Here is a 20,012-nt window from a genome sequence, read left to right as displayed (position 1 = left end):
CCTTACAAAATCCCTGCCATTCTCAGCTTATCTGTATGATGAAGATGATTTCCGGTAGACACGAGCTTACCAATAATGTGTCCGTCCCGTTCTCCTTCCTCTTGAAAATGGTACAGCGGATTCAGTACAACTTCTCCTTCCTTCATTTCGATGACTTCAGAAATTTCCACAACTCGGCGCGATCGATCCCGAAGCCTAGATAAGTGAACAAATATATCAATTGCCGAGCTAATTTGCTGCCTGATAACTTGAATGGGAAGTTCGGCTCCACTTAACACCATCGTCTCAAGCCGGCTGACCATATCCTTAACACTGTTGCTATGCCCAGTCGATAAGCTTCCATCATGCCCAGTATTCATCGCTTGTAACATATCCAGTGCCTCACTTCCACGCACCTCTCCTACAACAATTCGATTAGGTCTCATCCGCAAGGAAGAACGAATTAAATCGCGAATGGGTACGCCCCCCCGCCCTTCTGTATTGGCGTTGCGTGTCTCCAAAGATACTAAATTAGGCACGGTTACGATTTGCAGTTCAGCAGAATCTTCAATCGTAATGACTCTTTCGTCAGCAGGGATGTATTGCGATAATGCATTTAGAAAAGTCGTCTTCCCTGACCCCGTTCCGCCGCTAATGAAGATGTTGTACTTACTGCGAACAAGTCTCTGCAAAAAGACAGCCACCTCATCGCTGAGCGCCCCAAGCTCTACTAAATCGTCCATGCTAAGCGGATTTTCGGGAAATTTACGAATTGTCATCGTAGGTCCTTTGAGCGCAATCGGCGGCAGTACGATATTGACACGCGAACCGTCCTTTAGCCTCGCATCGACGATGGGAGACGATTCATTTACAATTCGATTTACCCCAGCCACTATCGTCTGAATAATATCCTCCAACTTTTCTCTGGATTCAAATTGAACAGGCAATTTGCGAACTTCTCCTCGTTGTTCTATAAAGATTTCGTCGTGACTGTTAATCATAATTTCAGTAATGGTTCGATCATCAACTAGCGGCTGCAGCACATCAAGCCCACGAAACGAGTTGAACACTCTGCGAATCAATGTCCGTTTCTCATGTGCCGTTAACTCTTGCAACTTACGGTTGCCGAACACCCGCTGTTCAATGAAAAGGATTAGCTCTTCGTCACCTATAGACGACCTTACGTCAAGGCCAGCACGAATTTCACTGCGCAGTTCTCTGAACAGCTCCTCATTAATCAAGGGGCATGACCTCCTGCCAAAACTCCAGCCCGCTCTCCGATGATGCTGTGACAGAGCTTTAATATTTCACGCTGAAAGATTGGTGAACTAATAACCAACTCCCCCTGACTTACTTGCTTCCAAGATGGAATATAAGGAAGAACTCCACTTACAATCATGTCTGCATGCGGAGGCTGATTAGCCAAATTCCCAACATAGCGATTCACAATAAATCTCGTCTTGTGAAACAATCTTGCATATGCCTGTCCATCCACTCGTGCCAAATAATCGAGCCACTTACTAGACTTGAACATGCTTATGAAATCATCAAGCAACAGCCATATGAGATCATCACAATGCTCTAACACTGCGTCAACTCTCTCATGAGGCAATGAATCCACATCCACAATAACGACATCATAAGAACCATTAGTCGCGATTAGATTAAGCAATTGAACGGTATCTTCCTTATTCATCTGCAGCAGCTCTTTCAGATTGCCAAGTGGTTCAAAGATATCACTTCTCAACGCCTCTTGAGTTACAACATAAGGCTGTACAGAAAGTGCCGAGCAATCCTGCCCTTCTTCCGCCGCTGTAAGATCATACAGTAGTCTGGATAAACCTTTTCCAGTGCGAGAACCTTCGCTCTCAAGAGAATATAGGGCAGCACTGTTCACCGTTTCTAAATTCAAATAAAAAACATTCAACCCTTGAAATCCAAGTTGCTTCGCCATGTTAAGAGCGACCGTTGTCTTGCCGCTTCCGCCTATTGCAGAATAAACAGCTATTATAGCCGCTTTTCGTTCATTGCTTGCCCTTACAATCGATGACTGCCCCTTATAAGCTTCGATTACTGCATCCAGAAGAAGATTTAGAGGTTGATATTTGTTCAACTCTTTTCCCTGAGTCGTTCCTTTGTCGCTTTCACTTAACATCACATATGGAAGAGACGATCCTTCGTTCTCCATCTGTTCTACAAAATGAGATTCGGCAACAATGAAATCAGGTTTGTCGGTTCCTGATATACATTCGATAAAAGAATCTATATGAGAAAAAGCGCTTATCCTTAGACGATCGCTGTACTCACTGCTGTGAACGTAATGCAGAAACGGCTCGATGTACTGATCATCTTGTACAGCCAACACCACTTTAATGGGAACCATCCGTCATATCTCCTTCCTCGATCAGACAACAAAAAAAAGCACCGTCAAAAACTGCGCTGATCGCAGTATATTGAACGGTGCTTCCGTTAGCTACAATATTTTTACAGCTAGAATAACATAAACCATATTTGGTTATCAACAAATATTTTACAGAATAATATATGACACTATTCAATTTAACATTGCCAAACATACATTCGCTATTCATGCTATAATATAGCATCATTTACATCTAATTCGGAGTGTGACAACATGAAATTCATTCGACTTCTCAGCGTATTTTTTCTAACCATTTTCCTGGTTACTGGCTGCAGTACCTCTGCGAAAGAAGACCTTCATATTAAAAGAGTTCCTGTCAAACTAGATCACGCCATTGACGGCGATACGATCAGTGTCATTTACAATGGGAAGCCCCGAACCGTGCGGTTTCTGCTGATTGATACACCAGAGACATCCCACCCCAAGCTTGGCGAACAGCCCTTCGGGCAAGAAGCTAAGTCTTTTACGAAAAAAATGGTTGAAGGCGCGAACACCCTCGAACTGGAATTTGATATTGGACCGAACCATGATAAATATTCCAGACTGCTCGCTTATGTATATGTTGATGGGAAAATGCTGCAAGAATCACTGCTTGAAAAAGGTCTCGCGCGCGTAGCCTACATTTATCCGCCAAACGTTCGATATGTAGACCGCTTTGAAGCGATTCAAAAGGAAAGTCAGAAAAAGCGGATCGGAATATGGCAGATTGAAAACTATGCGCAGGATAACGGATTCCATCCCGAGGTTATGAGGACTAAGAGGTCTACAATTCACAATATGATATCCTCGCAAACGACTGGGGGAGACAATAAAGGAGCACACACCACTCCGGTCAAGCCTTCCAATGGATGCAAAATTAAAGGCAATATCAATGCAAAAGGGGACAAAATTTATCATACCCCCAGCTCTCCCTCGTATGATAACACGAAACCGGAAGTATGGTTTTGCTCCGAAAAAGAAGCTTTGTCGGCTGGCTTTCACGCACCTCGCTAATCGAACAAATAACGGCGGACATTTTATTGTGACAGAAAACGATCTTTCATGTCGGGGGTCGGTACTAAACACTGTTCATCTTTCCCGAACCAGCGGTAGCGATTCCGAGCAATGTAACGGTATACTCTATCGCGAATAAATCGAGGCACAATAATGAATACACAAGCTAGCGGCCAAGGGAACGACAATGATCTAGCAATTCGAAGAGCGCCTGTGGAATGCGTATAGATCGTTCCATTTTCTATCAGTATGAACGATGCTAGCGGGTCCGCGGAATAACCTTTCTCGTCAAGCAGCCGCTGCCCAAACTCCGACTGAATCGACGCAAAGCGAAACTTATGTCTAGGATCCCGCAAAATGATAAACCGGGTTATCCACTGACATAAATGACATACACCATCAATGAGCACAATAGAATAATAATCTGATGATTGCTTATCTGCTTTCAGTTGATTCGTTATCACTGCCGATCGCCCCCAATGCTGTAGCAAAAAACGCGGAAGATTTATCTTCCGCGTTTTCATGTTCCGATCTATCTTGTTAAATAATTACTGCGCAATCGCTTTCTCGATCCACTTATGATCTTCAATTTGCTGTTCCAAGTCACCAACATATTTCTCCATACATTTGCAAATAAAATCTTTGCGGCATACAGGACAAGGTATATTCAGCAAACGGCTAATAGCTGTCATTTTCCATTTAGGATGACGGTGAAAAACTGAGCGACACTCCGTTCCGTCAGCCATCGTAATAATAAACTCATATAATCCGTCTTTTTCATTACTGCTGGCCAGTTTCAAGTTCGTTATATTCGGTCTGTAGGACATATGCATCACCCATTATCATAAATTTCAACGCACCTTAAGTACTTAGACATATTAATGAATTTTCAGCATGATGTCAACTCATCTCAAAATTTAGATATTTCTTGTCGCATTTGCTCGATTAACCGCCAAAGAGAATATCAAGCACAGAACCTAGCTGACCGCGTTTCTTGCCTTCTAAAATATTCGGATTGAATACTTCAACGCGTAAGCAATCCCCTTCCGTAATTTTATTTTATGAGTAATAACGGATAAGCATCGGAAAAGTTGCAATTATTGTTACAGGCCTCAAGTATAAAGTTGTTTACATTTGACATTTGATTTTTATTTTGTAAAATTAAATTGTATAAAATTTATTTAAGGGAGGGAAGTTCGGCATATGAGCATTTACGATTATAAAGTAACAACAATTCGTCATGAGGAAAAAGATCTTTCGGAATACAAAGGCAAAGTGCTTCTCATTGTGAACACGGCGAGCAAATGCGGATTTACACCGCAGTATAAAGGTTTGCAGGAATTATATAATAAATATCATGATCAGGGCCTTGAAATATTAGGTTTCCCGAGCAATCAGTTTAACGAACAAGAGCCTGGAAGCAACGAAGAAATCGCTGAATTTTGTGAATTAAACTACGGAGTATCCTTCCCAATGTTCGAGAAAATTGATGTAAAAGGCAGCAACGCTCACCCTCTCTTCAAATATTTATCAGAAGAAGCGCCTGGCATTCTAGGCTCAAAATCGATCAAGTGGAATTTCACTAAATTTCTTGTGGACCGAAATGGAAAAGTCGTTGACCGTTTTGCTCCGAACACGGAACCAGCTAAATTCGAGAACAAAATTAAAGCATTGTTATAACGAAGTAAATCCTTGCTATGAAGCAAGGATTTTTTACATATAAGCTCCTTTTAGAGTCGTTAGTCGGAATAAGCTTCTTCTAAATAGGAGAAAAATAAGCTTATTGACTAAAAAAGGGGCGTCAACCATGTTTCTAATTATTAATTTGATTGGAATTGTCGTTGTATTGGCAATAGCGTATTTTTGTTCGATCGATCGAAGAAAAGTAGATCTTAGGGCAGTTGGAGTGATGTTTGCCATTCAAATATTGATTACGTGGTTTATGCTGTCTACAGCGATTGGCGGACAAATCATTCAAGTCATATCGAAATTTTTCTTATGGCTTATACATTGTTCGATGTCTGGGATTCAGTTTGTTTTTGCGGATCTTGTTGGCAAAGACGGGACAGGGTCGTTCTTTATCACCGTTTTGATGCCGATTATATTTATTGTTGCCTTTTTTGATATTCTCACCTATTTCGGTATTCTTCCAGCTCTGATCAACAGCATCGGATGGGTTTTGTCCAAAGTAACAAGAACACCTCGGTTTGAAAGTTTCTTCGCCACTCAAGTTATGTTTCTAGGAAATAATGAGGTGCTTGCTATAACGCGGGATCAGCTCAGCAGAATGAACGATAAGCGGCTGCTAACCGCTTGTATGCTCGGCATGTCCTGTATTAGCGTCAGTGTTCTGGGTGCTTACATGCAGCTCATTAACCCGACTTATGTCTTGATCGCTATACCATTAAATGCGGTTGGGGCACTAATTATTACTTCGCTGCTGAATCCTTATAAAGTAACTAAAGAGGAAGATATTGTATATAGACCAACGAAAGCAGAGAAGAAAAATTTCTTTGATTTTATAACAGGGAGTATGTTAACTGGCGGGAAGCTCGCTCTTATTATTGCTGCAGCTCTTCTCGGTTACATTGCTCTAATTGACTGTATCAACAGCATTTTAGGGCTAATTTATAAAAATGCTTCATTTGAAAATATTTTAGCTGTTGTTTTCTCTCCGTTCACTTTTCTTATGGGTGTCACCCCGTCTCAAATCTTTACAACAGCTCAGTTCATGGGGGAAAAATTAGCTACCAATGAATTTGTGGCGATGGGACATCTGCATCCCATTCTGCATACACTGAACAGACATACAGAAGCCGTAATTTCTACCTTTCTCGTTTCCTTCTGTAATTTTTCAACGGTTGGAATTATTTTAGGGAGCGTAAAGGCATTATTTAATGAAGAAAAATCAGATTTTATCGCCAAAAATACGTGGAGGCTGTTAGTTTCGGGGATTTTAGTTTCCTTCCTAACGGCAATGGTGGTAGGTTTGTTTGTCTGGTAATCGTCTGAAAAACACAAAAAAATCCTTGCCCACCGGCAAGGATTTTTTGCATCATTTCAATGCGGTCGAGAGGACTCGAACCTCCACGGGCGTACGCCCACTACCCCCTCAAGATAGCGTGTCTGCCATTCCACCACGACCGCTCATTAAGTAATTCAGAGAACATTCCCTATTATACATTTGCTGTTCACAAAAGTAAAGATGAAATATATGGTAAAGGAGCGCCTCCTAATATGTAAGGACACACAGCGGGAGCGCTCAGTTTTGTCTAATTAAGGTCGTCTTCCTTTAGCTTGCCTTTTCGTTTTCTATATTTTACAAATTCAATATATTCACGAATGAATTGTATTTCCTGTTCAGACAGATCATCATTTTGGATATTCAGTTGCTTCATTGCATCCGGACAATATCGTTCCTTCATATCGTTTATGATTTCTGCTTTGGGGTCGCGACCGATAATAAGCCAGTCCAAGCTAACATTAAAGAATGATGCGATTTCAACAAGTTTGTTCGTGCTCGGAGTTGATTTGCCTCTTTTCCAATCCCCTAAGTTGCCAGTACTAATTCCAAGCTGTTCACAGAAAGCTTTCTTGGTCATGTTCCTTGCTTCGATTAATAATTCGATACGTTCATAGATCGATTGCATTCTGTCGACCGCCTTCCAACATTTGTAGTAATATATGACGTATGTTCGTATTATTTAGCTTGTAAAATGACGTCGTTACGTATATAATATTTTTAATTATGTCAACATTATTTTGTTAAAGCAGTCAACTCAAATTATAGCATACCGCTTTATTCAAAGTATAAGTAAGTCACTTCCAATTCATTATATCGACGCGAGGAGCGACTGTATTTTGCCTGAATCTAACTTGTTTTTGTGTGATGAAGTCATCCATTCTCTGAGACAAGGAATTATTGTCATCGATCCGAAAGGATTTATTCATTCCTTCAACCGAGCATGGGTATCATTGACCATTCAGTGGGGAGTGCCTTCAAGCTACAATTGGGTTGGCACCAATTTTTTCGAATACTATAAGTGTTCTGTACGAGGCAACGATACGGAAACAATAGAAGTTTTGAACGGCTTTGATGCTGTTTTAAATAAAAACATTTCATATTTCTCGGTGGAAATTAGCCTCCCAATGGGTGCAGAACAGACATGGTTTCTGATCGAAGCTTCACCGCTAAAGCAAGCTGAAAATGGGCAGGTTAAAGGAATTACGGTTTCGTATTTCAATATTACAAAAACGAAATTACTCGAACAGGAACTGATGGATGCGGCGTCTCAAATCCGAACCCTGCGAGGACTGCTGCCCATATGTGCTGTTTGCAAACGAATTCGTGATGAACAAGATGAATGGAACTCCGTAGAAAGTTATATCGAGAAACACACCCATGTAGAATTTACCCACGATATCTGCCCCGACTGCATTAGAAGACATTATCCTAAGTATTCATCAGCTTTGGATTAACAATATTTTAGGTTCTTAGAAAATAAAAAAACCTTGAATTCCATTCATTCAAGGTTAACATTTTCATCTGTATGCGGTCGAGAGGACTCGAACCTCCACGGGCGTACGCCCACTACCCCCTCAAGATAGCGTGTCTGCCATTCCACCACGACCGCACATATTAAGTTTCAGGTGCCTCATCTAAAATGGTGAGCCATGAAGGACTCGAACCTTCGACACCCTGATTAAAAGTCAGGTGCTCTACCAACTGAGCTAATGGCTCTTGATGAATTCCAAAGATGCATGCCATTTTGACAATGAAGCAAATAATGACCCGTAGGGGATTCGAACCCCTGTTACCTCCGTGAAAGGGAGGTGTCTTAACCCCTTGACCAACGGGCCATATTATTATGTCTCCTTGCGGACGACAAGAATGAGTATAGCAAAAAACAAACAAGCTGACAAGCACTTTTTTAATATTTTTCGGTTACTTTGATGTGGTATTTTCAACCAATCATTGTCTGGCAATCAAACAACAAAAAAGAAGCCTGTAAGGCTTCTTTTATCATATTATGTATGGCGGAGAGAGAGGGATTCGAACCCTCGCACCACTTACGCAGTCTAACCCCTTAGCAGAGGGTCCCCTTATAGCCACTTGGGTATCTCTCCAAGAAAATGGCTCCCCGAACAGGACTCGAACCTGTGACAACTCGATTAACAGTCGAGTGCTCTACCAACTGAGCTATCAGGGAACATTAAGTGTGAACAGTTAATAATTTATCACGATTTGTCCTTAAAGTCAACCCAAAGTCAGCACCAACTATACCGTCGTTAACTTAAGCTCTCCCCTGCATTTGCCGCAGCGATAGCGGCGCGGATCCACTTTTCTTTTGCGCATATATACCGTTTTGCAAGTTTGACAAACCAGTTTGTATCGGTACGGCAAGACCCTTTTCTTGCCCTGATCAGGCAGTGACTTGCAGTAACGGCTGCCTCCAACTTGTTTAAGAAGCGCCTTGAAGTCTGGATCACGGTGCTGATATCCCTTTTTGGCTAAATGCAAGTGATAGTGGCAAAGCTCATGCTTAATAATTTTCTCGACTTCAGCCTCACCATATGCATTAAGTTGGTGGGGGTTAATTTCTATATTGTGCGTTTTCATGAAGTAACGGCCACCCGTTGTTCGTAGACGCGCATTGAATTTGGCCTTGTGTCGAAACGGCAAACCAAAACTCTTTAAGGAAATATTTTCGACCCAGGCTTGCAGTTCTTCATTTGTCATCATGCTTCTCCCTTTGTTCTCTCCAGCTTGACTTTTCCAATGATTACTTGAATTTTAACTTCTTCTTACGCTACACTGTCAAGTAGAAATGTATGGAGGGAGATTGGCTAGGGCAGATGACGACAATTCGTTATGTCATTTTACAGGATGGTCACGATTTGCAATTTGTAGAAATGCCTGCGGATCACGCATATCAACTGAGTGCACTTCATTTACGGCTGAACAAAGAAATTAGCAAGCTGACTGCGAAGCAAGTTCCCAGGCTGCCAAAAGCGATTGCAGAATGTGATCAGTTAGAATTACTACAGGAAGATTATGCAATCATCAGTGGTTTGGAATATATTAATGAACTTGAACGCGCTTTCGCGTCGATCCACGAGAGCCATTATCCACTAATTTCATTATTAACTGAAATTCGAGCGCTCCAAGCACAATTAGAACAATGGTATGATGAAGAATTAGCTTAACCGGACCTGCACCAATTGGGGCATTTCCCCATATGCTAACCTTACAGATGGGTTTGCTTGAGGAGGAGATGCCCCTTGCCGCAGTGGCTCTGTAATCAATTGATGCGTGCATTTCATAAGAAAGACAGATATCAAATCCGATTACTTAATGAATGCTGGTTTTACTATCATAATCAACCTGGTCGTCATACCGAAGTCAAATAAATGAAGTGAACTAATGTAAAGCCGGTCACGAGGACCGGCTTGTTTCATGCTTATTTTATTTGCTTAGGGTTTATGGGTTACTCATAACTGCGACGAGCTGGCCATGATCCTTGCAGCTTGCGTATGAGTATAATTTGGCCTGTATGATACGCATCATGAGCAATCAGACTAGCAGCTTGCTCCGCAATGGTGACATTAGGGAGCGGCCGATCTACATCATCATCGTTTAGACCTGCAAGCAGTTCACGAATCTCCATATGCACCGCTTTCAAGCGTGCTCCTGCCTCTTGCCAGCCCATTCCGTTCGATGCTGCAGCAAAAGTATCGTCATTCCCTAAATGTTCTTCCTGCTCCTCATTCTTTAATCTCTTTAAAAATCGCTCCTTGTAATAAAGCAAATGATTTACCGTCTCCCAAATGGTGTTGGACGCTTCTCCCTGTGGACGCCACTGTGCCTGTTCTTTAGTAATCCCTTTAATCGCGTCGGCTAGCGGGGGATACCAATCTTCCTGATCGTAGCATTGATCCCATTTTCGAAGCAGCAATTCCAATTTACCCATGCCGTTACCTCCAATCAAACCCTTAGAATATGTAACCACTAAAATAATATTCGAATATTACATCCATAATTTAACATTAACTCACAAGAATTAAAATATGCGAGGACCCCGATTGCCTTTGGGTGTACTACGACGATACCCGCAACTGGTCAAAAAAGGTTCTCTGATCATAAATTGTGCGGCAATTTAAAGAAGGTACGCCGTTTCCGTGAGCGCCAGAAGGAAGCAAAATCAATAAATGACAACTAAAAAATCTCGGGCTATCACAGAATGTGATTTACCCGAGATTTTTTGGTTACATCTGATTCAGGCTTATGCCAAGTTAGCTGGCTTCTTCATCGTCAGACCTACGCGGCCTTTTTTCACATCAACGTTCAGTACCCATACCGTTACGGTATCTCCAACAGATACGACATCCATCGGATGCTTCACGTAGTTATCGCTAAGCTCAGAAATGTGTACTAATCCATCACTTTTAATGCCGATATCAACAAATGCCCCAAAATCAATCACGTTGCGCACCGTTCCTTGAAGCTGCATACCAGGCACGAGATCTTCAATTTTCAGCACATCTGTCCGGAAAATTGGAAGCGGCAACTCTTCACGCGGGTCTCTGCCAGGTCGCTGTAAGCTTTCAACAATATCGCGCAGCGTAGGCACGCCTACATCAAGCTTCTCGGCCATTTGTTCTGGTGAAAGCTTCTCTAGAGCGGCAGCTGCTTCTTTCGTATTCAGCTGATCAAGCGAAAGCTTAAGCTCCGTGAACAAGCGATCCACTACATCGTAAGACTCAGGGTGAATCGGCGTGCTGTCGAGCGGATTGTCTCCATCTGTAATTCGCAAGAAACCTACGCACTGCTCGAACGTTTTCGCACCTAGACGCGGAACCTTCTGAAGCTGTTTGCGATTAGTAAATTTGCCGTTCTCTTCACGGAATTTCACAATATTTTTAGCAATCGTTGCATTAATACCTGATACATAGGACAGGAGTGAAGAAGAAGCCGTATTTACGTCAACACCAACATGGTTAACGGCAGACTCTACGACAGCTTTTAGACTCTCTTCCAGATGTTTCTGCGAGACGTCATGCTGGTATTGACCTACGCCTATGGCTTTTGGATCAATTTTGACAAGCTCAGCAAGCGGGTCTTGCAGACGGCGTGCGATAGAAGCAGCACTTCGTTCCGCTACATCGAGATCAGGAAATTCCTCCTGAGCCAGTTTGGAAGCTGAATAGACACTGGCTCCCGCTTCGCTGACGATAATATATGCGAGTTCGTCCCCTTTGCGCTCCGCAATCAGTTCAGCAATGAACTGTTCTGTCTCACGAGAGGCTGTACCGTTACCGATAACAATCAGTTCAACGCCATATTTGTCAATGAGTCCATTAATAATCGCGCTGGCCTCAGCCTTCTTATTGTTCGGCGGCGTCGGATACGTTACCGCGACTTCAAGCAGTTTGCCTGTCTCATCAACGACTGCAATCTTACAGCCCGTTCGATAGGCAGGGTCAACCCCCATCACACATTTGCCCTTCACTGGAGGTTGAAGCAGCAAATTACGCAAGTTCGCTGCAAAAATGGAAATCGCATGTTTTTCAGCCTTTTCCGTCAGCTCTGCGCGTACCTCACGTTCAATTGAAGGAGCAATCAGACGCTTATAGGCATCCTCGATCACTGCAGTTATTACCGATTCTACACTGGATTGCCCCTTGATCACTTGACCTGCAATATAGCGATATACGAATTCTGGCGCCGCTTCTAACGTAACTTTCAGCACATTTTCGCGTTCACCGCGATTGATTGCCAAAATACGGTGCGGTGGCATTTTTTTAGCAAGCTCGCTATAGTTGTAGTACATCTCATATACCGATTCCTGTTCAGCATCCTTCGCTTCTGAACGAATCATACCGTGATCGAAAGTATATCGGCGCACCCAAGCACGAATGTTCGCATCATCAGCAATTTGCTCTGCTAATATATCCATTGCGCCTTGAATGGCATCCTCAGCGGTTTCTACACCTTTCTCTGCATCAATGAATTTCGCTGCTTCTGAGTTTAGATCTCCTTGCTTAGGCTGCTCCCAGATCCAATTCGCTAACGGTTCAAGACCTTTCTCTTTAGCAACGCTGGCACGTGTCTTGCGTTTCTGACGATATGGACGATATAAATCCTCTACTTCTTGCAATTTAACTGCATTTACAATGGATGATTTAAGCTCTTCAGTTAATTTTCCTTGTTCTTCTATAATGCGGATGACTTCCCGTTTACGCTCTTCTAAGTTACGTAAATAGGATACACGCTCTTCAATCGCACGAAGCTGATTCTCATCAAGCTCCCCTGTCATTTCCTTCCTGTACCGTGCAATAAACGGAATGGTGTTGCCTTCATCAAGGAGCGTTACTGTTGTGCGAATTTGCTTTAAGGAAATCTCTAACTCCTTAGCGGTTTGTTTAATAATTCGCTCCTGCTCTTCTGCTTTCATTCGTTCTTCATTCATTTCTAAAACTGTTTCTTGCTCTGACAATGATTATCCCTCTTTCTTCATAAAACTCGGGCTTTACCTATTATCACAAACTTTCAGTTAGATTTCCACCTGTAAGCCAGACGAAGAGCCGCCTGTTCATTTTCCGTTCATATTTGAATGCTAGAATAACTTCACTTTTAACAATATTTTTTTGGAGGGAAACAATGAAAAAGAAGTGGTTAATGCTCATCATCACAGTCGCCTTAATCGCTGTAGCAGTCGCCCTATATTTCATTTTTGCGGGCAAAGGCAATCAGAGATCAGCGGTGTCGGTCAATACGGCCACCGTACAAAAAGGGAGTATTAAAGTGACTGTATCCGGCTCAGGATCTGCTGTCGCATCGGTACGTCAGACGTTAAAGCCAAGCGCAGCCGGTAAAATCGCAAAAGTTCTTGTTAAAGAAGGAGACACTGTCAAAAAAGGACAAGTCCTATTCACTTACGAGGGTGAAGATAAAGGTGATGAAATTAAACAAGAAGAGCTGAATTTACAGAAACAACAAATTGATCTCATTTCAACCCAACAACAATTTAAAGAGAAAACCGCAGCAGGCGAAGATACAGGTGATTTGCAAAAGCAAATTGACAAAATGTTAATTGATATTGAGCTGGCAAATGACAAAATTAAATCTTTAAAAGAAAGCGAGAATCCGCCCGATCCAGTTACAGCTCCTATCGCTGGGGAAATCACTTCCCTTAGTGTAAATGCGGGAGATCAGGTCAATGAAAACTCAGAAATAGGTGAAATCGTTGATTATTCACAGTTAACGATGACCATTCAAGTTGATGAACTCGATATCGATAAAATAAAACAAGGCATGCAAGCTGAACTGCAATTCGATGCGCTTCCAGACCAAACGATAGCAGGCGAAGTGACGAAAATCGGTAAAGAAGGCACTGCTTCGAACGGAGTTTCTGTATTTGATGTCACGCTCAATATCAAAGATACTGCCGGTATAAAAGCAGGTATGTCCGGACAAGCCGTTATTACCATCCAAGAGAAAAAAGATATTCTCATGGTACCGATTGAGGCTGTTCAGAAAATCGGCAACAGACATGTAGTCTTTGTTCCGGCTAGTTCTTCCGAATCAAATAGCAGTACTCCCGGTTCACAAACCAATACACCGACAAATGAAACTAGAACGCAATCAAGATCATGGAGATCAGGAGCTCAAAACAGCAGTTCTGCAGGTGCAGCCAGTACACGCCGATCGGGGTCTGAAACCTTTACTGGCGGTGCCAACCGTCAAATGAAAACCGTTGAAGTCGGTGTAAATAACGAGAACTACATCGAAATCGTCAGCGGGCTTACGGAAGGTGAACAGGTTATTATTCCAACAGTAGTCAGCAATTCAAACAACTCGGCGCAACTGCGCGGCGGCTTTGGCGGTATAGGTGGCTTTGGCGGTATGGGCGGGTTTGGCGACATGGGTGAGTCAAGAAGATCTGTATCTGGCGGCAGCGGCGGCGGAGGTGGTTCACGATGAGCTCTCCACAGCCTCTTATTCAGATCAGCGGCTTAAGTCATTGGTACAAAATGGGTGATGAAGAACTTAGAGTGCTGAAGGATGTATCTCTCCATATTCATCACGGCGAATTTGTCGCAATTATCGGTCCTTCAGGTTCAGGAAAATCAACATTAATGAACATGATTGGCTGTCTTGACGTGCCTAATGAGGGCAGCTATCGCCTTGATGGACAAGAGGTGCGGGAACTGTCAGATAACCGCTTATCAGCCATTCGCAACGAGAAACTCGGATTTATATTTCAACAGTTTAATCTATTATCCAAACTAACCGCACTTGAAAATGTTGAACTTCCGCTCATCTATAGAGGGCTGCCCCACAAAGAAAGAAGAATGCTCGCCGAGCAATCATTGGAGAGAGTCGGGTTATCAAGCCGTAAATTACACCGGCCATCAGAATTATCAGGAGGTCAACAGCAGCGGGTCGCCATTGCAAGAGCAATTGCCGGCAAGCCGTCAATTCTGCTGGCCGATGAACCTACTGGCGCACTGGATACAAATACAGGCAAAGAAATTATCCAGCTTATTCGTGAACTGAATGAACAAGGTCATACGATTATACTGATCACACACGATTTAACTGTCGCCAGCCAAGCTGATCGCATTATTCATATTCAAGACGGTGTCATTGCCATAGATGGAGGTGCCCGTGTATGAATATAACCCAAAGTTTGAAAATGGCTGTAAAAAGTATTATGAGCAATAAATTAAGATCGTTTCTTACGATGCTCGGCATTATTATCGGAGTTGCGGCCGTCATCGCGCTAGTCTCCGTAGGTCAAGGTGCAGCCTCAAATATAACCACTCAGATGCAAGGACTGGGGACTAACCTGCTTACAGTCAATATTTCAGGCAGAGGTGTAGCCACTTCACTAAGCTATGAAGAATCGCTGACTTATGCTGCTGTCCCCGGCGTTAAAGAAGTATCCCCCGTCATTTCAGGGCAAGTGACCGCCAAAAACGGCACGGACAATGTAACTGTTCAGACGGAAGGGATTACTCCAGAATATGAAACTGTACGGGATTACCATGTTCAAGCAGGTAGATTTATTTTACCCATAGACATTGAATACAGACAGAGGATCGCACTTATCGGAACAGGTACAGCTCAAGATTTATTCGGTACGAGTAACCCCGTCGGCCAGAGTGTTCTGCTCAACGGACAGCGATTTACCATTGTTGGTCTCTTAGCTTCAAAAGGCTCAAGCCTGCAAAGCTCCAATGATGATAAAATATTAATTCCGATCTCAACAGCTGAACGGCTACTCAAAAGTAAAGGCGTCAGATCCATCTATATTCAAGCTCAATCAACGGATACTATGGACTCAGCCATGAATTTAATAAAAGCTAAGCTTCTTAACAAATTCGGCAGCGAAGATGCCTATACTGTGTTTAACCAGCAAGATATGCTTGATACGGCAAGCTCGATCTCAAACACATTATCCATAGCTCTCGGAGGCATTGCTGGAATATCCCTATTCGTAGGCGGTATTGGCATTATGAATATCATGCTTGTCTCCGTTAATGAACGAACTCGGGAAATCGGTATCCGTAAGGCCATCGGCGCAAAGAGAAGAGATATTCTTACCCAGTTCTTGATCGAGTCCGTTACATTAGGAGCTTTAGGGGGACTGATAGGGGTTGGTATAGGTTTTGGAGCAAGTAAGTTAGTTGGAAAGTTCACCTCCCTTTCCGTGTCCACTTCATGGAATATCGTATTATTAGCGTTTTGTTTCTCGCTTGCTATCGGAGTTATCTTCGGGATCGTTCCTGCCAATAAAGCTGCCAAATTAAAACCTATCGATGCCTTGCGTACAGACTGAAATCCCTTTCTTATCTTAATTAAAAGGCGCACCGGAATGATTACATTCCAGGTGCGCCTTTTAACAAGAAACTATTCATGTTTATAAACATTCATTTAAAAATCAATTAAACCTAGACTGATCAGTAGGGAATCATCGACCTTCTTCATCGTTTCATCGTCAAGGTGAGTAATTTTATCCGTCAGCCTCTGCTTGTCAATGGTCCGAATTTGTTCCAGTAAAATAACGGAATCACGGTCAAAACCATGAGTTGCAGCATCAATTTCTACATGCGTCGGCAGTTTTGCTTTCTGAATCTGAGCGGTAATAGCCGCCACGATAACAGTCGGGCTAAACCGATTTCCAATATCATTCTGAATGATGAGCACCGGTCTAACACCGCCTTGTTCTGAACCCACAACAGGAGAAAGGTCCGCAAAAAAAACATCGCCGCGCTTTACGATCAATGTTTACACCCCGCTAACTAAACGGCCAAGAGTGTGGTCTGCATCTTCCTCCGCGTGAAATGCCTCAGAAGCCATGGTTAAGTTAATTTTGGCCATTTCCATATAGCCGCTCTGCATCGATTCACGAATGTAACGTTTTTTACGTTCGAGTAAATACAGTTTCATGGCCTGTCTGATAAGTTCACTGCGATTGGAATTTTCCAGCGCAACGATTCCATCCACTTCTTGCAAAAGATGATCCGGTAAGCTGATCATAATTCTTTTAGTGCTCTGCATATTAGCCACCTTATCTTACACCCCCACAAAACCTTGTCGGCCTGTATTCCCTGTCTACCAGTATAACATGATTTTAGGAATTTTATACAAAGGAATATATATGCCCCATGTATATCATCTATGCTGCATTCAGAGCATAATTCCTAAAGACAATACGGGCACTGCTTCCTCAGGTTAAGGCAGCAATGGATTTACAACAGTTTCAACTCTTCCGCTACGAATGTAGAGTCTGGGTACACGATGTGCGATCATGCAGACAACTTCATAGTTGATCGTACCAAGCTGGTCAGCAACTTCATCTGCCGAAATGATTTCGCCAGACTGCTGTCCGATGAGTACAACCTCTTCGCCAGTTTTAATATCTTTCGCTTCTTCTCCGAAAGATTGCAATGACACCATACACTGGTCCATACAAATCGTTCCGACAATCGGAACGCGGCGACCGCGAATTAATACTTGTGCTTTTCCAGTCAGCATACGTGAGTAGCCATCCGCATAGCCAATTGGAAGGGTTGCAATCCATTCCTCTTGGTCTGTTACGTATCTGCTGCCATAGCTGATACCCCAATTTGGGGGAAGTTGCTTAACAAATGCGACCTGTGTCTTCAGAGACATAACCGGAGTTAGCGTTATCGATGCGCGATTCACTTCAGCAGATGGATACAATCCATACATACTAACGCCAATACGCACCATATTCCACGATAGCTCTGGCATATCAATAGCGGTTGCACTGTTGCCCGTATGTAAAATCGGTATCTGTATATCATTGTCCTGAAGTGCTGTGGCAACACTTTTGAAACGACGATATTGTTCCAGTGTATAGGTTTTATCTTCTTCATCCGCTCTTGCAAAATGAGTAAATAGGCCTTCAACGTCAACATGTGACAGTCTATTAACTTTCTGTACAAAAGATACAACATCTTGATCCGGTAATAATCCGAGACGTCCCATCCCCGTATCAATTTTAATATGAACTTTAAGTTTACGCTTCGAGTCACCTGTATCTATATTTCTGATCGCCTCTAGAACTTCCTCGCTGAAGAGCGTGACCGTTACATCATGCTCCCATGCTGTTTGGATTCCCTCCGGCGGCGTATACCCTAAAATGAGAATAGGTAATTTAACGCCTGCATGGCGTAGTTCCAGCGCTTCATCTAAAAAAGCAACACTAAGATAGTCTGCTCCTAAACGTTCCATTTCCTTTGCAACTTGTACAGCTCCGTGTCCATATGCATTTGCTTTCACACACGCGAGCAGCTTCATTTCAGGGGGAAGCACTTTTCTAAATGCAGCATAATTGGCAGAAAGTGCGTCCAAATTAATTTCCGCCCGTGTAGCTCGATAGTTCACTTGCAATTCAGTCACCTTCTCTAACTTGGCCTAATATCATTGTTGCGTAATAAATTAATGTTAATGTTAGAGAACTCTGCTGTCAATTCGTACCCAGCAACCTTTTTTTGTAAGTTCGCCTTATAGAAAGTAAAAAAGGCGAAGAATCGTCCTTGCAGAGAAAATCTCTAACAATTTCGAACATCGCCTATTGTTTGTTATTTACCCGATTGATCCTGCAGTGAAGCAGCAATATTAATCATTTCCGATACTGGAAGATCAGCGCTAGTAATCCGATACTCCATTCCATCGACCATCCACGTTAGCGTCTGCTGCTCTTCACCGGATAATAACCCTACTGTAAAACCGAGGTCTACGACCGTTGATTTCGCTAAAGAAGCTGCACGATCTTTAGGGCGCGCTTCGAGAAGCGTATATTGGTACGTTCCATCGTAACGCAGCAACACTGCATAATCGTCTTCTTTTCCCATCTCGCTCATGTCTTTGAATTTGACGCCATCAGGAACATAAGTCGGCTGAATGACACCGAATGATCCGAGTTTCACCTGTTTACTGCCTTCAGCCGTTGCTGCCGATTTGTCTTTATCCGTGTCTATCGGGTTGCCGTTCTCATCGACTTGAAGCATCGAACCTAATGCATCAGGTGTAACTACAGCCATATTACGTTCCATGTCAAAAGAGTCTTTATCGAATTTCTTACCAAATTGAAATTGATCAAATTTCACCTCGACAACGACATTTGCTTCCGAATCAGAAACTTGAACTTGCTTAGGAGCATAGTTTTCTTTATTTAGCCAAATCTTCTGACGAACAAGCGCATGCGTATTATAGTTGGCCGCAACTTCAAAGACATAACTGTCTTTATCGGATGTAAATTGCCGTGATTGATCGCTTAAAATGCTGTTTACTAAAGTCTGGTAAAGGTACACCTGTCCTTGGTTTTCCGGCCAATCACTTTGGAAACGGAAGCTCTTATTGAGGCTTGGTGTAAGTACAAATACGCCATCATCATTGCGAAGAACGATTTGCTGCACATCCTTCTGAGCATTCGTCAGCGAAATACGGTAATAAGACGGAGATTGATACCACACCTCAACTTTGTACTGCTGCGGTGTTTCTCCAGTGTGAAGCGTCATCGTTCCGGAGCCTTGGTAACTTTCAAGCTTGCCTACAACTTCGTCCAAATCTTTGACGACGCCGGCAGCATCTTTTGTCCCGCATCCTGCTAGAATAACGGTTACGCATATCAACATGGCAAGTATCCATGTGATCCGACGCATGAGATCATCCCCTCTGCACATTGTTTTCTTCAAACTTGATACATGTCTATGAGGGACTTGGTCACATTATGCAGACTAGCATGACAAGCTGAATATTATCTTTCTGTTTTATGGAAACAAAACAATGTAAAAGAGCCCAATATGTACGGGATAAGTGCCCTTATCGTGACTTAGGCATAATATGAATTATGTTTAATACGAAAGGAGAAATTCAATGATTCAACAACAAACTACCCCAACCCAAGATCCTGCACCATATGGTTACGGTCATGGATATCCTTCTGGGCATTATCCTGGCTATCCGCATGGATATCATCCATATCCTCACTATCACCCTTACTTCGTGCCCCATTATCACATTCATTACTACCATCATCATCACCACTACTATCATCCACACGGGCATTATTAACCGTCT

22 protein-coding genes, 6 tRNA genes and 1 pseudogene are annotated in these 20,012 nt (G+C 42.8%); 11 read left to right on the top strand and 18 right to left on the bottom strand.

The window, feature by feature from the left end:
* Window positions 1-2 precede the first annotated feature (2 nt).
* Together J2Z20_RS11505 and J2Z20_RS11500 are read right to left on the bottom strand one after the other, a co-directional pair.
* Window positions 3-1,217 (bottom strand): TadA family conjugal transfer-associated ATPase, encoded by a 1,215-nt coding sequence (locus J2Z20_RS11505; RefSeq protein ID WP_209850330.1) that lies wholly within the window; start codon window positions 1,215-1,217, stop codon window positions 3-5.
* Window positions 1,217-2,362 carry an AAA family ATPase gene (locus tag J2Z20_RS11500; protein ID WP_209849928.1) on the bottom strand — a complete coding sequence of 382 codons (1,146 nt, stop codon included), beginning with the start codon at window positions 2,360-2,362 and terminating at the stop codon, window positions 1,217-1,219. Before J2Z20_RS11500 ends, J2Z20_RS11505 begins: the two co-directional genes overlap by 1 nt.
* Before the next feature lie 252 nt (window positions 2,363-2,614).
* Here J2Z20_RS11500 and J2Z20_RS11495 point away from each other — a divergent pair, with 252 nt between their 5' ends.
* A complete protein-coding gene (locus tag J2Z20_RS11495; protein ID WP_209849925.1) occupies window positions 2,615-3,394 on the top strand; it encodes a thermonuclease family protein in 780 nt (259 codons plus the stop codon).
* A 23-nt stretch (window positions 3,395-3,417) separates the two neighbouring features.
* On the opposite strand, the gene J2Z20_RS11490 is transcribed toward J2Z20_RS11495, so the two are convergent.
* Both J2Z20_RS11490 and J2Z20_RS11485 read right to left on the bottom strand, forming a co-directional pair.
* Window positions 3,418-3,858: a thiol-disulfide oxidoreductase DCC family protein gene (locus J2Z20_RS11490; protein WP_342454302.1), complete on the bottom strand. Its 441-nt coding sequence runs from the start codon at window positions 3,856-3,858 to the stop codon at window positions 3,418-3,420.
* 84 nt (window positions 3,859-3,942) lie between these two features.
* A complete protein-coding gene (locus tag J2Z20_RS11485) occupies window positions 3,943-4,221 on the bottom strand; it encodes a hypothetical protein (protein ID WP_209849917.1) in 279 nt (92 codons plus the stop codon).
* Window positions 4,222-4,597: 376 nt separating this feature from the next.
* Between J2Z20_RS11485 and J2Z20_RS11480 the strand changes: the two genes are divergently transcribed.
* Together J2Z20_RS11480 and J2Z20_RS11475 are read left to right on the top strand one after the other, a co-directional pair.
* A complete protein-coding gene (locus tag J2Z20_RS11480) occupies window positions 4,598-5,074 on the top strand; it encodes a glutathione peroxidase (RefSeq protein ID WP_209849901.1) in 477 nt (158 codons plus the stop codon).
* Window positions 5,075-5,201: 127 nt separating this feature from the next.
* Complete coding sequence (locus J2Z20_RS11475; protein WP_209850327.1) at window positions 5,202-6,398, top strand: NupC/NupG family nucleoside CNT transporter; 1,197 nt, start codon at window positions 5,202-5,204, stop codon at window positions 6,396-6,398.
* A gap of 60 nt (window positions 6,399-6,458) precedes the next feature.
* On the opposite strand, the gene J2Z20_RS11470 is transcribed toward J2Z20_RS11475, so the two are convergent.
* Both J2Z20_RS11470 and J2Z20_RS11465 read right to left on the bottom strand, forming a co-directional pair.
* Window positions 6,459-6,541, bottom strand: a tRNA-Leu gene (locus J2Z20_RS11470).
* Window positions 6,542-6,666: 125 nt separating this feature from the next.
* A complete protein-coding gene (locus J2Z20_RS11465; protein ID WP_209849898.1) occupies window positions 6,667-7,044 on the bottom strand; it encodes a helix-turn-helix domain-containing protein in 378 nt (125 codons plus the stop codon).
* A gap of 211 nt (window positions 7,045-7,255) precedes the next feature.
* Between J2Z20_RS11465 and J2Z20_RS11460 the strand changes: the two genes are divergently transcribed.
* On the top strand, window positions 7,256-7,873 hold the full coding sequence (locus J2Z20_RS11460; RefSeq protein WP_209849896.1) for a nitrogen regulation protein NR(II): 618 nt from the start codon (window positions 7,256-7,258) through the stop codon (window positions 7,871-7,873).
* Window positions 7,874-7,945: 72 nt separating this feature from the next.
* Here J2Z20_RS11460 and J2Z20_RS11455 read toward each other — a convergent pair.
* The 6 genes from J2Z20_RS11455 to J2Z20_RS11430 all read right to left on the bottom strand — a co-directional run bounded on the left by J2Z20_RS11455 (window position 7,946) and on the right by J2Z20_RS11430 (window position 9,134).
* A tRNA-Leu gene (locus J2Z20_RS11455) sits at window positions 7,946-8,028 on the bottom strand.
* A gap of 31 nt (window positions 8,029-8,059) precedes the next feature.
* Window positions 8,060-8,135, bottom strand: a tRNA-Lys gene (locus tag J2Z20_RS11450).
* 47 nt (window positions 8,136-8,182) lie between these two features.
* A tRNA-Glu gene (locus J2Z20_RS11445) sits at window positions 8,183-8,254 on the bottom strand.
* A gap of 175 nt (window positions 8,255-8,429) precedes the next feature.
* Window positions 8,430-8,521: transfer RNA gene (locus J2Z20_RS11440), tRNA-Ser, on the bottom strand.
* Window positions 8,522-8,528: 7 nt separating this feature from the next.
* A tRNA-Asn gene (locus J2Z20_RS11435) sits at window positions 8,529-8,604 on the bottom strand.
* A gap of 68 nt (window positions 8,605-8,672) precedes the next feature.
* Complete coding sequence (locus J2Z20_RS11430) at window positions 8,673-9,134, bottom strand: SprT family protein (protein ID WP_209849893.1); 462 nt, start codon at window positions 9,132-9,134, stop codon at window positions 8,673-8,675.
* Window positions 9,135-9,250: 116 nt separating this feature from the next.
* On the opposite strand from J2Z20_RS11430, the gene J2Z20_RS11425 reads away from it, so the two are divergent.
* The gene (locus tag J2Z20_RS11425; RefSeq protein ID WP_209849890.1) at window positions 9,251-9,601 is read left to right on the top strand and encodes a hydrolase/acyltransferase; all 351 of its coding nucleotides are present in this window, start codon (window positions 9,251-9,253) and stop codon (window positions 9,599-9,601) included.
* A gap of 75 nt (window positions 9,602-9,676) precedes the next feature.
* A complete protein-coding gene (gene cmpA, locus J2Z20_RS11420) occupies window positions 9,677-9,805 on the top strand; it encodes a cortex morphogenetic protein CmpA (RefSeq protein WP_209849887.1) in 129 nt (42 codons plus the stop codon).
* A gap of 77 nt (window positions 9,806-9,882) precedes the next feature.
* On the opposite strand, the gene J2Z20_RS11415 is transcribed toward cmpA, so the two are convergent.
* A complete protein-coding gene (locus J2Z20_RS11415) occupies window positions 9,883-10,365 on the bottom strand; it encodes a DinB family protein (RefSeq protein WP_209849884.1) in 483 nt (160 codons plus the stop codon).
* 83 nt (window positions 10,366-10,448) lie between these two features.
* Between J2Z20_RS11415 and J2Z20_RS11410 the strand changes: the two are divergent.
* A pseudogene (locus J2Z20_RS11410) lies at window positions 10,449-10,614 on the top strand (CGNR zinc finger domain-containing protein); the annotation flags it as partial.
* 63 nt (window positions 10,615-10,677) lie between these two features.
* Here J2Z20_RS11410 and J2Z20_RS11405 read toward each other — a convergent pair.
* On the bottom strand, window positions 10,678-12,891 hold the full coding sequence (locus J2Z20_RS11405) for a Tex family protein (RefSeq protein ID WP_415640017.1): 2,214 nt from the start codon (window positions 12,889-12,891) through the stop codon (window positions 10,678-10,680).
* Between the two features lie 164 nt (window positions 12,892-13,055).
* Between J2Z20_RS11405 and J2Z20_RS11400 the strand changes: the two genes are divergently transcribed.
* The 3 genes from J2Z20_RS11400 to J2Z20_RS11390 are packed head-to-tail and all read left to right on the top strand — an operon-like array spanning window position 13,056 to window position 16,239.
* The gene (locus tag J2Z20_RS11400) at window positions 13,056-14,378 is read left to right on the top strand and encodes an efflux RND transporter periplasmic adaptor subunit (RefSeq protein ID WP_209849881.1); all 1,323 of its coding nucleotides are present in this window, start codon (window positions 13,056-13,058) and stop codon (window positions 14,376-14,378) included.
* Window positions 14,375-15,073: an ABC transporter ATP-binding protein gene (locus J2Z20_RS11395; RefSeq protein ID WP_209849878.1), complete on the top strand. Its 699-nt coding sequence runs from the start codon at window positions 14,375-14,377 to the stop codon at window positions 15,071-15,073. The genes J2Z20_RS11400 and J2Z20_RS11395 overlap by 4 nt, the downstream gene beginning before the upstream one ends.
* Window positions 15,070-16,239, top strand: coding sequence for an ABC transporter permease (locus J2Z20_RS11390; protein WP_209849875.1), 1,170 nt, complete (start codon window positions 15,070-15,072; stop codon window positions 16,237-16,239). Before J2Z20_RS11395 ends, J2Z20_RS11390 begins: the two co-directional genes overlap by 4 nt.
* Before the next feature lie 95 nt (window positions 16,240-16,334).
* On the opposite strand, the gene J2Z20_RS11385 is transcribed toward J2Z20_RS11390, so the two are convergent.
* The 4 genes from J2Z20_RS11385 to J2Z20_RS11370 form a co-directional block, all read right to left on the bottom strand.
* Window positions 16,335-16,685: a type II toxin-antitoxin system PemK/MazF family toxin gene (locus tag J2Z20_RS11385; RefSeq protein ID WP_209849872.1), complete on the bottom strand. Its 351-nt coding sequence runs from the start codon at window positions 16,683-16,685 to the stop codon at window positions 16,335-16,337.
* Between the two features lie 3 nt (window positions 16,686-16,688).
* Window positions 16,689-16,970, bottom strand: coding sequence for a CopG family ribbon-helix-helix protein (locus J2Z20_RS11380; RefSeq protein WP_342454301.1), 282 nt, complete (start codon window positions 16,968-16,970; stop codon window positions 16,689-16,691).
* A gap of 165 nt (window positions 16,971-17,135) precedes the next feature.
* The gene (alr, locus tag J2Z20_RS11375; RefSeq protein ID WP_209849852.1) at window positions 17,136-18,320 is read right to left on the bottom strand and encodes an alanine racemase; all 1,185 of its coding nucleotides are present in this window, start codon (window positions 18,318-18,320) and stop codon (window positions 17,136-17,138) included.
* A gap of 191 nt (window positions 18,321-18,511) precedes the next feature.
* Complete coding sequence (locus tag J2Z20_RS11370; protein ID WP_209849848.1) at window positions 18,512-19,594, bottom strand: outer membrane lipoprotein-sorting protein; 1,083 nt, start codon at window positions 19,592-19,594, stop codon at window positions 18,512-18,514.
* Between the two features lie 214 nt (window positions 19,595-19,808).
* On the opposite strand from J2Z20_RS11370, the gene J2Z20_RS11365 reads away from it, so the two are divergent.
* The gene (locus tag J2Z20_RS11365; RefSeq protein WP_209849845.1) at window positions 19,809-20,006 is read left to right on the top strand and encodes a hypothetical protein; all 198 of its coding nucleotides are present in this window, start codon (window positions 19,809-19,811) and stop codon (window positions 20,004-20,006) included.
* The last annotated feature ends 6 nt before the right edge of the window (window positions 20,007-20,012 follow it).

Source organism: Paenibacillus sediminis (assembly GCF_017873765.1).
GTDB lineage: Bacteria > Bacillota > Bacilli > Paenibacillales > Paenibacillaceae > Paenibacillus_AG > Paenibacillus_AG sediminis.
This window is presented reverse-complemented; position numbering and strand designations above follow the sequence as displayed.